We start from the raw sequence: 14991 nt of genomic DNA, 5'->3' as shown, positions 1-14991 counted from the left end.
TGAAACACCAGCTCTTCGAGGTACCCATGAGCTACGCCCTCGCCGTTGATGTCGGGACCAGTTTCACGGCAGCTGCCGTTGTGCGTTTTCACCAAGGTGCTTCTGCTGTGCCCGAGTGCCTGCCCCTCGGCTCGCGTGGAGCATCCGTCCCCTCCGTGCTGTACTACCCGGAGGAAGGCGCAGTCCTTGTGGGCGAGGCTGCGGAACGCCGCGGGCTGGACTCGCCGGAACGGGTGGTCCGGGAATTCAAGCGCCGGATTGGCGACGATGTCCCCTTCGTGCTGGGCACCCTGGCCCTGCAGCCTGAGGACGTCTTCGCCACCATGGCCCGGTGGGTAGCGGACCGGGCTGCCGAACGTGAGGGGGGCCCGCCGTCGGACGTTTTCCTGACCCACCCCGCAGCGTGGGGCACCCACCGCCTGTCCCTCATCCGCGATGCCCTCGCCGCGCACGGGCTGGAGAACGTCACCCTCCTTCCCGAACCCGAGGCCGCAGCCCTGCACTACGCATCCCAGGTGCGGGTGGAGGAAGGCAGCACCATCGCCGTGTACGACCTCGGCGGCGGCACCTTCGACACCGCCGTGCTGAGGAAGTCCGGCAGCAGCCGCTTTGAGCTCGTGGGCCGCCCGGAGGGCATCGAAGACCTGGGCGGCGCCGACTTTGACGCAGCGGTATTCCGTTACGTCGCTGCGCACACCGGGAACGCCCTGGACGACCTGGACACTGCCGATCCGGCAGTGCTGGGGGCCTTGACGCGCCTCCGGAGGGAATGCGTCGAGGCCAAGGAAGCGCTCTCCGCGGACAGCGAAGCCAGCATTCCGGTGCTCCTGCCCGGTGTCCAGCAGCAGGTCCGGCTGGTCCGTTCAGAGTTCGAGGCGCTGATCGAAGAGTCCGTGCGGGAAACGGTGGAGGCCCTGGAGCACTCCCTGGCCCAGCTCCACCTGGAGCCGGCGGACCTGTCCACGGTGCTGTTGATCGGCGGATCGTCCCGGATTCCCCTGGTGGCCCAAGTTGTGTCGGAGGAGCTGGACCGGCCCATTGCGGTGGACGCCGACCCCAAGTCCTCCATCTGCCTGGGCGCGGCAGTTGCCGCCGTCCTCGCCCACGCGGCCGCAGCGGCGGCAGAAACTGAAGCGGCAGAAACTGAAGCGGCTGTAACTGAAGCGGCAGTTACTGAAGGGGACGCGGAGGAGGCTCCCCCCGCCGTCGTACCCTCTGAAGTGCCGCCCGCCCCAACCGGCCCGGCCATGCCCAGCTGGTCGCGCAAATATACGACGGCGGCCGGTGCCCCTGCAGGGCCAGGCAGCCTCCGCGGTGCACGGCATGGGGCGAGGGGCGCGCACGCTCCCAAGCCCACCGTCCGTGTGACCGCTGTGGCCGCGGCTGCTGCTGTCCTGACGGTCCTCACGGCCACTGCAGCACAAAGCCCGGACGGCTTCGGAAGCCTTACGGCCATGTTCGTGCCGCAGGCCGGTGCCAGCACCACCGGCGGTTCCGCAGGTACAGATGCAGCCGGCACAGGTGCAGCGGGTACAGGCGGCGCCGGTGCCGACGGCGGCGGTACCAGGGGAGCAGCCACCGCCGCAGGCGTACCCCAGCCGCTTGCAGGCATCGAGGTCAGCGCGCGGAAACCCCTTGCGTCAGGGCCCGGACTCGAAGCATCGGCCGCACCCGCCGGCGGGCAGGCTTCCGTCAGCGGGGGCCCGGCGGCGGGAAGCAGCGCCATCGCGGACGGACCCGTTGTGGCAGGCGGAGCAGTCCCCGATGCACTCGCCGGTCCCGGAGGGACACCGGATGGGTCAGCGGCTGTTCCCGGACCCGTTGCCGCGGATCCCACGGCCCCTTCGGAAACCCCTTCGGAAACCCCTTCTGACACGCCTTCGGACACCCCTTCCGACACCCCTTCGGAGACTCAGCAGCCCGGCGGTTCAGGTGAACCTACACGGAATGCAGGCACCCCGACTCCAACCGATTCCGGGACGGCGGATCCGGTTCCGACGGTGACTGAAGAGCCCACACCTGTTGACACCAGCACGCCCACCGGGATGGAAAGCCCAAGTTCCACACCTGACCCGGATCCCTCGACGACACCAACGGAGGTGGCCGTGGAAGTTACCGGCAGCCCAGCGCCGCAAGAGACACCGATTGAACCGCAAGCCACATCCCCTGAAACAGCCGTTGAAACGGCCCTGACCATCCCTCCGGCGGCCTGACATGGACCGGCAGCTTCGGGAGGCACAGCTTCAGCGTGTGGAGCTCCAGGACGGGCAGCTTCAACGGGAGGAACAATTCGAGGCCATGGATGCGGGACCGGAGCAGCAGGGGCACCCGCTGCAGGCCGCAGAGCTGATGGCCAAGCAGCTGAAGGGCACCAACGCGGTGCTGCGGGAACTGCTGCTTGCGCTCTCGGTGGGCTTCGCCTTGCCAGGGCCGCTGCCTGCTGACCTCGAGCAGAAGCTCGGCAACGGCGGGGTGGAGGACCTTGATGCCCTGGTGGAGCGGGCAGAGGCAGCCGGACTGGTGAGGCCGGACGGCACTGTCGTGGGCACGGCGCAGCACGCACTGCTGGCCGCCACTCCCATTGCCAAGGTACACGCGCTCCAGCATGAGCTCGTGAACTTGTTCACCTCAACAGGACAACGGCTGGGAGACCTTGCCCGCGAGCTGGCCCGGGGAGGCCTCACTGACCCCCGGGTGGCCGCCGAACTGGAGCTGGCCGCGGACAGTGCCCTGGAGCATAACCCCAGGCTTGCCTGCCAGCTCTACGAGGAGGCCCTGCTGGCCGGTGCCGATCCCGTGGCGACGGCAGCACGGCGCGCGCAGGCGGCCGCCGGTGATGGTGAGCTTGATGCCGCTGCCCGCATCATTGACACCCTCCTGGTCAGCACCGACCCGCAGGATGCGCGGCGGGGCGCGGATGTGGCCGCCTCCGTTTGGGCGCAACGCGGGATGCTTGCCCGCGGGGCGGACGTTTACAGCTGGTTGGGTCCAGAGCGGGTGGGCGTATCTGCGCCGCTCGCCGCCGTCGTCCTGATAGGAGTCGGAGACCGGGCTGGTGCGGAGGGCTTTTTCGAGCCCGGCGCGCCGTCAGCTTCGCCCACCCTCCTTGCGGCCACCCTGGTCCAGACTGGCCAGGGTGTCTTCGCATCCCTGGGAGAGAGACCGCAACAGGGCATCTCCGTGCTGATCCACGCCTCGGACATGCTGAACTCGGCAGGTGCGTCGCTTCCGCTGCCGGAGACACCTGCTGCGCTGGCAGCCCTGCTGGCGTTGCACACCGGTGAGCCGCACCTGGCCGAAACTGTCTGCCGCGCTGCGGCCGCTGCCCGGCAGGGGGGCAATGCCGCACAGCCCAGGCTCCTGCTGCTCCAGGCCTGGGCGGCCATGATGCAGGACAAACTTGAGGATTCCCGGCTTGCCGCAACGGAAGCCGCCAAGGCAAACCATTGGCCGCTGGTCCCGCGCGACGAGTTCATGTGTGCTGCACTCGAGGTGGGGCTCGCCCGGCGGAACGGTGACGTGCCGGAGCTTCTCAGGGCATGGGAACGGGCCCGCGAAGCCATGCTCCATACGTCGGTGGACCTGTACAACCTGCTGCCGTGGGGGGAACTGCTGATTGCTGCTGCCCGCCTGCGGGAGACGCGGCGCGTGGCGCATTACCTGGATGAGGCATGGAGGCTGCTGGGCCGCCTGGGCGAACCTGCCCTGTGGGCAGTTCCCCTGCATTGGGCCGGCGTGCAGGCCGCGCTGCTGAACGAAAGCCCTGCCGATCTTGCCCCGCATGCAACGGCACTGGCACGGGCCTCCGCGCACAGCCAGCTCGCCGCAGTCCTGGCCACGGCGGGAAAGGCCTGGGTCTCGGTGCTCGCCGGCCGCTTCCGCACCGCGGACGTGGAGGGCGCGGCCAGGCTGCTCGGTGCTGTCGGAATGCCCTGGGAGGGCGCAAGGCTGGCCGGTCACGCTGCCGCACGGGCTGACGAACGGCGCGACATGATGCGCCTGCTCTCCTGCGCCCGGGACCTTCACCCCCAGGGCAGCCCCGCCGCTGGCGCGTCCGGGACGGGCGTTCAGGCAGGAACCGTTGCCGACAACGGCGGCAGGGCGCACCAGCCGGACGGCTCCGGACTGAGTGAGCGGGAAAAGGAAGTGGCCAGGCTGGTGCTTGAGGGCAAGACCTACCGGGAAATAGGTGAGGCCATCTACATTTCGCCCAGGACGGCGGAACATCACATTGCCCGGATCCGCCGCCGCCTGGGCGCTGAAAACCGGTCCGACCTGCTGGCCCGTTTACGGGTGGCCCTCGGTGTTGAGAACTCCCAACACATGAACCCGCAACAGGAATAGTCCCTAATGCCCCTAGCGATGGAGGCGGGAGCGCCCCCGGAACGGCGCCGACCGGTAGGGGGAATGCGCCCGATGCCCTGTCTCCGGCAGCGAACCTAGTTTTGAAGCAACCGGACACGTTCCGCTGGATGATCCGCTACTCGACGAAGATGTGAGGACAACGCATATGCCAACACTCGCAAACGACCTTGTTCAGTTCCTGATGCACCTCTTCGGCAACCGCAAGGCGATCCAGGCGTTCCTGGATGACCCGGAGAGGGCGTTGGCCGAACATGGCCTGGGAAACGTGTGCCTGGCTGACGTTGACGCTGCAATGCCTGTTGTCCTCGACTACGCTCCCATCACAGTCAGCGCCCCATCGTTCGAGCGCGAATACAGCACCGGCGGCAGCAGCGCGTGGACGGCTGCAGGCGCGTCGGCGGCCCATGCAGGGGGAGCAGCAGCCATGCACAGCGGAAGCCAGGCAACGGCACGTAGCGGTGTGAACTACGACCAGGATGACCACGCCTACGCAGTCCAGCAACTGCACCACGTGGTAAACCACTTCTCCTACACCACCAGCACCACCATGGTGGACGACCGGGACACGATAACGGACCAGTCCGTCAACCAGAACATCTGGGCGGACGGGGACGTGGAGCAGTGGTTCGACAACGACGCCGTGGTGGCCGCAGGGGACCACGCCGTGGCCGCCGGTGATGACGCAGATCTCCGCGATTCGAACAACATCAGGGATTCCTACAACACCGACCACTCGACCGATAACTCCATGGACAACTCCATCCACGCCGGCGGAGACGTCAGCATCGGCAATGAGGAGACGGACATCTCCGACTCCTTCAACACGGACGTCGGACTGGACGTGGACGACTCCTTCAACGACAACTCGGACAACGCCGACTACTCGGACCATTCGGACCACACGGTCAGCACCGATACGGACGTTGACATCCAGGACTCGTTCAACGACAACTCGGACAACTCCACCACGACCGAAGTGGAGGACTCCTTCAACCAGGACAATTCCACCACCACAGCGGTGGAGGTCGATGTGGAGGACTCCTTCCAGGACAATTCGGTCACGAGCATCGCCGAGGACAACGTCGTGGTCACGGACAACCAGCTCGATTTCACGGAGGACAACTCAAGCCACACCGATGTCGACCTGGATAACCAGACCACCATCGACGACTCGGTGGTTGACGACTCCACCGTGCTGTAACACGCTGGTTCCAGCACGCTGGTTTACCGGGAGCGAACCGCCCGGCAGGAGGCACCCGCCTCCTGCCGGGCTCTTCCCGTATTACCGAAGGCGCACGGGAACACATTTTCCGTAAAGAGGAGACCGCTGTGGCAGAAGCAGGACCGGCAAGGGCACCCGCGCCCATGACAGCCGGGCAGCTGGTGAGGCTGGTTGAGGAGGGCCTGCAGCTGGTGGGCAGCGGGGAGCGTGCGGACCTGCGCAGGAGACTGGACCAGGCCATGGCCCGGCTGCAGGACCCCAGCATCCGGGTCATCGTGGTGGGGGAGTTCAAACAGGGGAAGAGCAAGCTCATCAATGCCCTGGTCAACGCGCCGGTGTGCCCGGTGGATGACGATATTGCCACCTCCGTTCCCACCATCGTCCGGTACGGGGAACCAGCCTCGGCCGCCGTGCTGGTCCCCGTACCGGAAAAGGCTGCCGGGGAGGCTCCCGGCGATGGCGGGGACGGCGGCACTGAGCGGCGCCCCGTCGACCTGGCAGACCTTCCCTCGCTCGTCTCGGAGCAGGGAAACCCGGGAAACAGCCGGAAGATCGCGGCCGCTGAGGTCTGCCTGCCCCGCCGGATCCTCACCGGTGGCCTGACCATCATCGATTCCCCGGGTGTGGGCGGCATGGGCTCCACCCACACCCTCACCACGCTTACCGCCCTTCCCACCGCCGACGCCATGCTGATGGTCTCGGATGCCTCACAGGAATACACCGAACCTGAAGTGCGGTTCCTGCGCCAGGCCATGCGGATCACCCCCAGCGTTGCGGCCGTCCTCTCCAAGACGGACCTCTACCCGGAATGGCGCCGGGTGGAGGAGCTGGACAGGACACACCTGGACCAGGTGGCGCCGGACATTCCGCTGTTCCCCTTGTCCGCGGACCTCCGCCTTGAGGCCTCACGGCTCCAGGACAGCGAGCTCAACGCGGAGTCGGGCTTCCCCGGCCTGGTGGCCCATCTGCGCAACGACGTGGTAGGCAAGGCACAGCGCATCCAGCGCCGCTCCGTCAGCCAGGACCTGCTGTCCGTAACGGATAACCTGCGGCTGTCCCTGCAGTCCGAGCTTGAGGCCCTGGAGAATCCCGCCGGTACGCCGCAGATGCTTGCGGACCTTGAACGGGCCAAGACAGAGGCGGACGACATTCGCAAACGGTCCGCGCGCTGGCAGCTGACCCTTAGCGACGGCATCAATGACCTCATTGCCGACATGGAATACGACCTCCGGGACCGCCTGCGCCGGATCCAGCGCGAAGCCGAGACCGCCATCGACCAGGGCGATCCCGGGCCTGTGTGGGCGCAGTTCTCGCAGTGGCTCGAAGAGTGCGTCGCCGCGGCGGTCTCCGATACCTTTGTCTGGACCAGTGAGCGGTCGCAATGGTTGGCCGCCCAGGTGGCCGATCACTTCGAAGCCGACGAAGTATCGCTGCCCGTCCTGCATGTCGCCGACTCAGGGGACGCGCTGGACCCGGTGGACCAGATGCCGGGGCTGGACCTTGGCCGGGTGAACCCGGTCCAGAAAGTCCTGATCGGCATGCGGGGATCCTACGGGGGCGTTCTGATGTTTGGCCTCCTGACGGGTATTTTCGGGATGGCCCTGATCAATCCGCTCTCGGTTGGCGCCGGACTGCTGCTGGGGCGCAAGGCGTACCGGGAGGACAAGGAAACGCGGCTCAAGCGGCGCCAGGGTGAGGCGAAAGCGCTGGTCAGGCGCCAGCTCGACGACGTGGCGTTCCAGGTGGGGAAGCAGCTGAAGGACAGGCTGCGCCTGGTCCAGCGCACCATCCGGGACCACTTCACCGAGATCGCGGACGAATACCACAGGTCGTTGTCGGACTCGGTGGCGGCGGCCCAGAAGGCTGCGAAAACGTATGCCCAGGAGAAGGAAGGACGCATCCGGGACATCAGGGCCGAAATCAAAAAGGTGGATGCGCTGCACCGTGCTGCGGAGGCCGTGGCCGCGGAGGTATTTGCCGCCGGGACCCGTACTGGGGCGGGGGTTGGATGACGCCGTCCACCACTGCCGGGGCAGCGGCGCTGGTCCGGGAAGCGCTGGAGGTTTACGGGGACGACCCGCAGGCCGCCGAAGCGCTGCGCGGCTATGCGCGCAGGCTGGCGGAGCCTCTGAGGATCGCCGTTGCCGGGATGGTGAAGGCAGGAAAGTCAACGCTCCTCAACGCCATCATCGGTGAGGAGATCGCCCCCACCGACACCGGCGAATGCACCCGGATCGTTACGTGGTACCGGCACGGGCGCACTCCGCGCATCACGCTCCACCCCATCACCGGGGAGCCCCGCAACCTGCCGTTGAAACGCGTGGACGGCCGCCTGGTTTTCGTCCTTGACGGCGTCCATGCCGAAGAAGTGGAACGGCTCGACGTCGAATGGCCGGCGCCCGCCCTCCAAACCATGACGCTGATCGACACCCCCGGCATCGCGTCCCTCTCACAGGACGTGTCCGCGCGGTCCGTCCGGTTCCTGACCCCGGAGGACTCGGCGTCGGAAGCTGATGCCGTGATCTACCTGATGCGCCACATGCACGCGTCCGATCTCCGGTTCCTTGAATCCTTCCGCGACACCGGGGCCGGCCGCTCGGGTACCGTCAACGCCGTCGCGGTGCTGTCCCGGGCCGACGAGGTGGGGGCCGGCCGGATCGACTCCCTGCTGTCCGCAGGCAGCATCGCGGAAAGGTACAGCCGCGACCCGAACCTCCGGAAGCTGGCGCTGGGCGTCGTGCCGGTGGCCGGACTGCTGGCCCAAAGCGCCCGCACCCTCCGCCAGCCGGACTTCGAGGCCCTCCAGATGCTGGCCACCCTGGACCGGACCGCGCGCGAACGGATGATGCTTTCGGCCGACAGGTTCCGCCGGTCCAGGGAGCCCGAGGGACTGACGGAGGAGGCAAGGTCGTCACTGCTGGCACGCTACGGACTTTTTGGTATCCGGCTGGCCGTAGTCCTCATCCGCAACGGGTACCCGGATCCAACGCCGCTGGCCCATGAACTTGCCCGCCGCAGCGGCCTGGACCCGCTGCTGGACGTGCTGGACGGGCAGTTCCAGGCGAGGGCTGAAGCGCTGAAGGCCAGGACAGCGCTGGTGGCGGTGGGGAACCTCCTCGACACCCGCCCGCGCCGCGGAACGGAACACCTGGCGGCGTCCCTGGAGCGGCTGCAGGCCAACGCGCATGAGTTCCGTGAGCTCCGGCTGCTGGCAGCCCTGCGGACCACCGGCGTGGACCTGGCCCCCGAACTGGCGGCGGAAGCTGAACGGCTCATCGGCGGCCACGGCACGGCTGCGGACCTGCGGCTGGGCGTGGACCGTGATTCCGGCCTGGACTTGCTGGCTGCCGAGGCGAGGCGCTGCCTGGCGCGTTGGCGCAGTGTTGCTGAAAGTCCGCTGACTGCCAGGTCCGCTGTTGACGCATGCCGGGTGGTGATCCGCAGCTGCGAGGGTGTCCTGGCCGAGTGCGCGCGCAGGGACAGGCAGGCGCAGTCAGCGTAGGAAGTGGTCCTCAGGCCTGGCTGGACTGCCGCTTCAGCCAGGCTCCGGCGGACGGCAGGAACAGGAGCACCAGCCCGGCGAGCGCCAGGAGCAGGCCGGCACACCACAACATCACTACGTAGCTGCCCTCGGAGCCGCCGGGAACCAGGAAGGCGGAGGCCAGGAGCAGGACGGGTAGGTGGGCGGCCAGCAGCAGAAGCAGGACCCAGCGGGCCCAGTTCCTGCGGCCAAGCGCGGCAGCCAGGGCAGCCGCTTGAAGCACGGTCACCAGCAGCAGGGCGCCGATGCTGCCCCAAAAGACGATGTCCGCGGCGGTATCCACGGACCCGGTATCGCTGCCTGCGGCCATAGCTGCCACCACGCCACGGAGCCGCTGCAGGTTGGAGTCACGGGCCACGTAGGATCCGAGCAGGACAGCCAGCCCCGCGGCGAAGCTGAGGACCCAGAGCGTGCGGGCCGTCCGCACAATCCGGGGTACCGGGGGAGTGACGGGGATGGGCGGCGGGGCGGAGTAGGACAGGCCGGGCCTCGGTGGGGGAGCCGGCAGGCGCCGCTCTTCTCCGCCGGGTTGGACCGCCATGGGCGTTATTTCAGTCCGTCGGCGTCGTGTTCATCGGTGCCGCGCTGGCCTTTGCCGCCGTCCTCCTTGGCCTTTGCCTCCATCTCGTCGCGGAGTTTCTTGAGCCGCTCCGCCTCGGCCTGGTTGCGGCGGCGGGCCTCGAGGTTGCGGAGGAAGTCCGGGTCATCATCCGGCGCGGTGGGATGCGGGTAGCTGGGGCGTGGCTGCGCCGTGCCGCGCGGCCTGCCTATGAGCAGCCACAGGATGGCGCCGAGGACGGGCAGGACGATCTGTACGATGATCCATGCCGGTTTTGAAATCCCACGGGTCAGGCGGCCCTCAGTGCGAATCACGTCCACCAGGCCATATACGAAGATGACGAGGACTGCGACGGCCAAAGCCACACGGAAGAGCATGCCATTAAGTCTATCGTCAGGACGCGCAGGGGCCGCTGGCGGAGGCGGCTAAACTTGAATAGTGGCCTTTTTGAAATATTCCCTGATCCGGCTGGCGATCTTCGTGCCCCTGTTTGCCCTGTTCGCGCTTCTGCAGGTGGGGGTGCTGATGTCCGTGATCTGCGCCGCGCTCATTGCCTTTGCCATCAGTTACCTCTTCTTCCAGAAGCAGCGCGACGCTGCCGCCGCTGCCCTGCAGCACCGCTTCTCCGGGAAGGCCAAGCCGCTGCGCTCCGCCGGCGAGATCCAGGATGCCAACGCCGAGGACGCCCTGCTTGACGCCAATCCGGACATCACCATCAACAACGCCAAAGGCAGCAACAGCAAGGGCTAGAACCCGTGGCTGAGGATCAGCCCCAGTGAGAACAGCACGCTGTAGCCAAGGTTGATCAGGCCGGTCTGCTTCAGCACCGGAATCAGGCTCTTTCGCTTGCGCCCGTTGATCATCAGCCAGGCCGGCATCAGGCAGGCCGGAATGAGCAGCAGAACGATCAGGATCCACGGCCGGCCCGGCGCCAGGATCACCACCAGCAGGATGGCGACGGCGAGCATCAGGACGTAGCTTTCACGCGCATGCTTGTCCCCCAGCCGCACGGCCAGGGTCTTCTTGCCGGCCTGCATGTCGGTGGGAATGTCCCGGACGTTGTTGGCCATGAGCAGCGCCGTGGCGATCAGCCCGGTGCCGATGGCGCCGATGACGGCGGACAGATTGATGTGGCCGGCCTGGGTGTAGGTGGTGCCCAGGGTGGCCACCAGCCCGAAGAAGACAAACACGAAGAGATCGCCCAGGCCCATGTAGCCGTAGGGGTTCTTGCCGCCGGTGTAGCCCCACGCGGCCATGACGCAGCCGAGCCCCACCAGGACCAGCCACCACGCCTGGGTGAGGAACACCAGGACCAGGCCGAACACCATGGCCAGGGCGAACGTTCCGAACGCCGCCCACTTGACGTGTTCAGGCTTGGCGGCACCCGAGCCCACCAGCCGCAGCGGACCCACCCGGTCATCGTCGGTCCCGCGGATGCCGTCCGAATAGTCGTTGGCAAAGTTCACGCCCACCTGGAGCAGGAGCGCCACCAGCGCCGCGAGGATGGCGTTGGGCAGGAGGAACGAGTCCATTTCGTAGGCGGCGGCAGTGCCGATCAGCACCGGCGCAATCGCTGCCGGCAGCGTCCGGAGTCGGGCGCCTTGGATCCATTGGGCGGCTGTGGCCACGGTTAGTACCTCGTGTTGTTTCGGTAAGACGGCAGGATAAAACGTGCGCACCCGCCGCGCTGGTGCAGGTCCAACTCTACTTTCCCCCGTGCAGGGCGCTGAGTTCTGCGGTCATGGCGAGCCGGTCCGGTTTGCCGTTGGGCAGCATCCGCAGGGCCGGTGCGGTGAGGACGGTCTTGGGGGCCAGGACCCCCAGCTGCTGCCACTGTTGTTGGAGCGCGACGGCGGCGTCCCCGGCTTCCTGCCCCGGCCCGCTTTCGCTGCCGGCACCGGCACCGTCCCCGGCAAGGGCGACGTAGGCCGCCACGGCCTGGCCCCATTCCGCGGACGGGACGCCGGCCACGAAAGCCGCGGCGACGGCGTCGGACTTTTCCAGCTGCTCCTGGACGTGCCCGGCGGAAACCTTCACGCCGCCGGTGATGATGACGTCGTCGGCCCGGCCCAGCACGGTGAGCCGGCCGTCGTCGTCAATGGAGCCCAGGTCGCTGGTGCGGTACCAGCGCACGCCGTCCTCCTCGAAGAATGTTCCGGTTTCCTCGTCCGGTGCCTCGATGTAGCCGGCGGCAACCGTGTCCCCGCCCAGCAGGATCCGGCCGTCCCCGTCCACCCGGACCGAGACACCTTCCAGGGGGTAGCCGTCGTACACGCAGCCGCCGGAGGTTTCCGCGGACCCGTAGGTTGTGACGACCCGGACCCCGGCGTCCCGGGCAGCTGCCAGGAGGGCCGGCGGAGCCGGGGCGCCACCCAGCAGGATGGCGTTAAAACGGCGGAGCACGGCGAGCGTGTCCGGCGACGGATCGTCAAGGAGCCGCTGCAGCTGGGTGGGAACCAGGGAAGTGAACCGGATTTTATCCGTCAGCTCCAGCGCGGCCGCGGTGAAGGCCTCCGGGGTGAAACCGCCGGACATGTCCATGACCCAGGGCCGGGTGCCGGCGAACAGGGAGCGCACCAGCACCTGGATGCCGGCAACGAACTGGACGGGCAGGGCCAGCAGCCACTGGCCCTCGCCCTTGAGCCGCAGGGCGGTGGCCATGGAGGACGCCGCCAGGGATTCCACGGTCAGCAGGGTCGCCTTGGGTGTGCCGGTGGAACCCGAGGTGCGGACCACGGCCACGGCGTCGTCGCAGCCCGGCGTTTCCACGTGTCCCACGATGAGGCCGCCGTCGGGGCCTACGGACAGTTCGACGGCGGGCCCCTCGCCATGGAGTGCGGCCGCGAGGGCTTTCAGGGCCGGCTCGATGTTAAGGGGCCCGGTCGGGACGGGCGCCGGTGTTGCGTCGCTGTTCATTGCCGTCCTGCCTTAGAAGTAGTGCGGGAAGCGTGACCAGTCGGGGTCGCGTTTTTGCAGGAAGGCCTCCTTGCCCTCCACGGCCTCGTCCGTCATGTATGCCAGGCGGGTAGCTTCGCCGGCGAACACCTGCTGGCCGGCCAGGCCGTCATCCGCGAGGTTGAAGGCGAACTTCAGCATGCGGATGGCCTGCGGGGACTGGCGGGCGATGTCCGCGGCGTATTCGAGTGCAACTTCCTCCAGCCGGTGGTGGTCCACGGCCTCATTTACCGCGCCCATCCGAACCATGTCCTCCGCGGAATATTCGCGCGCCAGGAAGAAAATCTCCCGGGCGGCTTTTTGCCCCACCTGGCGGGCCAGCAGCGCGGAGCCGTAGCCGGCGTCGAAACTGCCCACCGTGGCGTCCGTCTGCTTGAACCTGCCGTGCTGCCGGGACGCGATGGTGAGGTCCGCTACCACATGCAGCGAGTGCCCGCCGCCGGCCGCCCAGCCGTTGACGACGGCGATGACCACCTTGGGCATGGTGCGCATGAGCCGCTGGACTTCCAGGATGTGCAGCCTGCCGGCGCGGGCGGGGTCGATGGTTTCCTGCGTCTCGCCGTCGGCATACCGGTAGCCGTCCCGGCCCCGGATCCGCTGGTCGCCGCCGGAGCAGAAGGAGTGGCCGCCGTCCTTGGCGGAGGGGCCGTTGCCGGTGAGCAGCACGGTGGCAACGTCGGGCGTCATCCGGGCGTGGTCCATCGCGCGGTAGAGCTCATCCACGGTGCCGGGCCGGAACGCGTTGCGGACCTCGGGCCGGTTGAACGCGATACGGACCGTGGGCAGGTCACGCACCCAGCCGCCGTCGGAATCCCGCTCCACCTGCCGGTGGTAGGTCATGTCCTGGAAGTCCTCGAAGCCGGACACCACCCGCCAGCGCGTGGGATCGAAGACGTCGGACACCGGGGCGGGGATCTGGTTGCTCACCGTCCAAGTCTAGTAATCGGCATCAGCTGATGCAGAACTCGTTGCCCTCCGGGTCCGCCATGGTGTGCCACGAGTGCGGGCCCTGCCGCGCCGACCAGAGGAAGGAGGCGCCGCGGGCCTCCAGCTCGCGCCGCACCTCGTCCTTGTCCCGGCCGTCGAGCCTGACGTCCCAATGCACCCTGTTCTTCACCGTTTTTCCTTCCGGAACCGTTTGGAAGAGCATGCGCCGCGCGGGCGCCTTGGCCTCGATCTCCTCCTGCGGCCGGATCGCGGCGCCGTCCTTCCACACCAGGTTGCCGCGGTGCGTCATGGTCTGGTCCTCGGTGGCGAAGCCCTGGTCGAGCATTGCGCGGATGAAACCGGCATCCTGGGGTTCCACCGCCCATTGCAGGGTTTCTGCCCACCAGTCGGCGAGCTCATGCGGCCTGGCGGAATCGATGACTATCTGGATATTGAGTCCCATCCGTCCACGGTAAAGGCGGCCGCCGCGATGCGGAAGCTCTTATGGGGAGCGGGAGGCTTAAGCCTGGATGTGCTGCATCTGGTCGAAGAATTCCGGCGGGATCGCGTAGACCAGGATCACCGCCAGCAGGTTCTTGGCGGCATGGACAAAGTAGGAGAACATCACGTTCTTCCCGGTCCACATGTAAACGAACACCAGTGTGGCGCCCATAGCCAGGTAGGGGAGCAGGGCAGTGAAGGTGATCGCTTCCTGTCCCACGATGTGAAGGGCGGCAAACAGCACCACAGACAGGGCGCAGCAGATCCAGACGTTAACGCGCCTGCTGAGCTTGCCGATCAGCAGATGGCGGAAGATGTATTCCTCCACGAAAGGGCCAACAACCACCAGCAGCGGAACCATGAGCCACGCGGGGACCTGCTGCATGAGTGCCTGCAGGCCTGCCTGGTTGGCGGAGGTCTCCACCTGCCCGTTCGCCGCCACCACAACGGCGGTCAGGATCATCATCGCGATCACGGCTGCCGGCACCATCAGCAGCGTGAACCAGGGCCGGGTCGCCAGGACTTTAAGGTCGCGGACCACCACTTTCCGGGCCGCCAGCAGCGCCAGTATTCCCACCGAGGCATAAAAGAGCAGGTTCACCGCGTAGGAAGCGGCCGCGGGCGACGGGGCGATCTGCCGCAGGAACGGGGCCACCAGGTCACCGGCCGCTGCGAAGAATCCGGCGATGGCAACGTAGAGGCACAGGGTGGCCAGGTCCAGAGGGGAGAAGCGGTACAGCTGGGGTTGCGGAGCCGGTGCCAAGCGGTGGACTGTTGCCATGCTGCCAGCCTATCGCCGCTGCCGGCGTGTAGTGCGCGTCACGTACCACCCCGGACCGTCTTGTAAGATGGTCAGGCCGCGTGAAGCTTCGGCAGTTCGACGATCCGCCCTCACAATTGCAGCCGCAAAGGCCTAAAGGC

At 67.4% G+C, this 14991-nt stretch carries 13 protein-coding genes; 6 read left to right on the top strand and 7 right to left on the bottom strand.

The genetic code is table 11. The features are described from left to right. Positions 1 to 26 precede the first annotated feature (26 nt). From Q9R31_RS04385 to Q9R31_RS04365, 5 genes are all read left to right on the top strand, one after another. Complete coding sequence (locus Q9R31_RS04385; RefSeq protein ID WP_311261641.1) at positions 27 to 2213, top strand: Hsp70 family protein; 2187 nt, start codon at positions 27 to 29, stop codon at positions 2211 to 2213. A gap of 85 nt (positions 2214 to 2298) precedes the next feature. Then, complete coding sequence (locus Q9R31_RS04380; RefSeq protein ID WP_311261640.1) at positions 2299 to 4344, top strand: LuxR C-terminal-related transcriptional regulator; 2046 nt, start codon at positions 2299 to 2301, stop codon at positions 4342 to 4344. Positions 4345 to 4510: 166 nt separating this feature from the next. Continuing rightward, complete coding sequence (locus Q9R31_RS04375) at positions 4511 to 5566, top strand: IniB N-terminal domain-containing protein (RefSeq protein WP_311261500.1); 1056 nt, start codon at positions 4511 to 4513, stop codon at positions 5564 to 5566. A 164-nt stretch (positions 5567 to 5730) separates the two neighbouring features. Then, positions 5731 to 7599, top strand: coding sequence for a dynamin family protein (locus Q9R31_RS04370; RefSeq protein ID WP_311261639.1), 1869 nt, complete (start codon positions 5731 to 5733; stop codon positions 7597 to 7599). Continuing rightward, complete coding sequence (locus Q9R31_RS04365) at positions 7596 to 9089, top strand: dynamin family protein (RefSeq protein WP_311261499.1); 1494 nt, start codon at positions 7596 to 7598, stop codon at positions 9087 to 9089. The genes Q9R31_RS04370 and Q9R31_RS04365 overlap by 4 nt, the downstream gene beginning before the upstream one ends. Before the next feature lie 10 nt (positions 9090 to 9099). Here Q9R31_RS04365 and Q9R31_RS04360 read toward each other — a convergent pair whose 3' ends face one another. Then, the gene (locus Q9R31_RS04360) at positions 9100 to 9669 is read right to left on the bottom strand and encodes a hypothetical protein (protein ID WP_311261498.1); all 570 of its coding nucleotides are present in this window, start codon (positions 9667 to 9669) and stop codon (positions 9100 to 9102) included. Positions 9670 to 9674: 5 nt separating this feature from the next. Next, positions 9675 to 10064, bottom strand: a complete 390-nt coding sequence (locus tag Q9R31_RS04355; protein WP_311261497.1) for a PLDc N-terminal domain-containing protein — start codon at positions 10062 to 10064, stop codon at positions 9675 to 9677. 61 nt (positions 10065 to 10125) lie between these two features. On the opposite strand from Q9R31_RS04355, the gene Q9R31_RS04350 reads away from it, so the two are divergent. Continuing rightward, positions 10126 to 10437 (top strand): DUF4229 domain-containing protein, encoded by a 312-nt coding sequence (locus Q9R31_RS04350; RefSeq protein WP_311261496.1) that lies wholly within the window; start codon positions 10126 to 10128, stop codon positions 10435 to 10437. Here Q9R31_RS04350 and Q9R31_RS04345 read toward each other — a convergent pair. From Q9R31_RS04345 to Q9R31_RS04325, 5 genes are all read right to left on the bottom strand, one after another. Next, complete coding sequence (locus Q9R31_RS04345; protein WP_311261495.1) at positions 10434 to 11315, bottom strand: 1,4-dihydroxy-2-naphthoate polyprenyltransferase; 882 nt, start codon at positions 11313 to 11315, stop codon at positions 10434 to 10436. The genes Q9R31_RS04350 and Q9R31_RS04345 overlap by 4 nt on opposite strands. A gap of 76 nt (positions 11316 to 11391) precedes the next feature. Next, on the bottom strand, positions 11392 to 12603 hold the full coding sequence (locus Q9R31_RS04340) for an AMP-binding protein (protein WP_311261494.1): 1212 nt from the start codon (positions 12601 to 12603) through the stop codon (positions 11392 to 11394). A 12-nt stretch (positions 12604 to 12615) separates the two neighbouring features. Next, positions 12616 to 13569: a 1,4-dihydroxy-2-naphthoyl-CoA synthase gene (locus Q9R31_RS04335; RefSeq protein ID WP_311261493.1), complete on the bottom strand. Its 954-nt coding sequence runs from the start codon at positions 13567 to 13569 to the stop codon at positions 12616 to 12618. A gap of 22 nt (positions 13570 to 13591) precedes the next feature. Then, the gene (locus Q9R31_RS04330; RefSeq protein ID WP_311261492.1) at positions 13592 to 14032 is read right to left on the bottom strand and encodes a VOC family protein; all 441 of its coding nucleotides are present in this window, start codon (positions 14030 to 14032) and stop codon (positions 13592 to 13594) included. Positions 14033 to 14089: 57 nt separating this feature from the next. After that, positions 14090 to 14851 carry a CPBP family intramembrane glutamic endopeptidase gene (locus Q9R31_RS04325; RefSeq protein ID WP_311261491.1) on the bottom strand — a complete coding sequence of 254 codons (762 nt, stop codon included), beginning with the start codon at positions 14849 to 14851 and terminating at the stop codon, positions 14090 to 14092. Positions 14852 to 14991: the final 140 nt, after the last annotated feature.

The organism is Pseudarthrobacter sp. BRE9, from assembly GCF_031844305.1.
In the GTDB taxonomy this organism is placed as follows: Bacteria; Actinomycetota; Actinomycetes; order Actinomycetales; family Micrococcaceae; genus Arthrobacter.
This window is presented reverse-complemented; position numbering and strand designations above follow the sequence as displayed.

Bases quoted from the DNA above. Each gene is read 5' to 3' on its own strand.
- Q9R31_RS04370 (WP_311261639.1), top strand. From the start codon at position 5,731: ATGACAGCCGGGCAGCTGGTGAGGCTGGTTGAGGAGGGCCTGCAGCTG.
- Q9R31_RS04380 (WP_311261640.1), top strand. From the start codon at position 2,299: ATGGATGCGGGACCGGAGCAGCAGGGGCACCCGCTGCAGGCCGCAGAG.
- Q9R31_RS04385 (WP_311261641.1), top strand. From the start codon at position 27: ATGAGCTACGCCCTCGCCGTTGATGTCGGGACCAGTTTCACGGCAGCT.
- Q9R31_RS04340 (WP_311261494.1), bottom strand. From the start codon at position 12,603: ATGAACAGCGACGCAACACCGGCGCCCGTCCCGACCGGGCCCCTTAAC.
- Q9R31_RS04360 (WP_311261498.1), bottom strand. From the start codon at position 9,669: ATGGCGGTCCAACCCGGCGGAGAAGAGCGGCGCCTGCCGGCTCCCCCA.
- Q9R31_RS04355 (WP_311261497.1), bottom strand. From the start codon at position 10,064: ATGCTCTTCCGTGTGGCTTTGGCCGTCGCAGTCCTCGTCATCTTCGTA.
- Q9R31_RS04375 (WP_311261500.1), top strand. From the start codon at position 4,511: ATGCCAACACTCGCAAACGACCTTGTTCAGTTCCTGATGCACCTCTTC.
- Q9R31_RS04365 (WP_311261499.1), top strand. From the start codon at position 7,596: ATGACGCCGTCCACCACTGCCGGGGCAGCGGCGCTGGTCCGGGAAGCG.
- Q9R31_RS04330 (WP_311261492.1), bottom strand. From the start codon at position 14,032: ATGGGACTCAATATCCAGATAGTCATCGATTCCGCCAGGCCGCATGAG.
- Q9R31_RS04325 (WP_311261491.1), bottom strand. From the start codon at position 14,851: ATGGCAACAGTCCACCGCTTGGCACCGGCTCCGCAACCCCAGCTGTAC.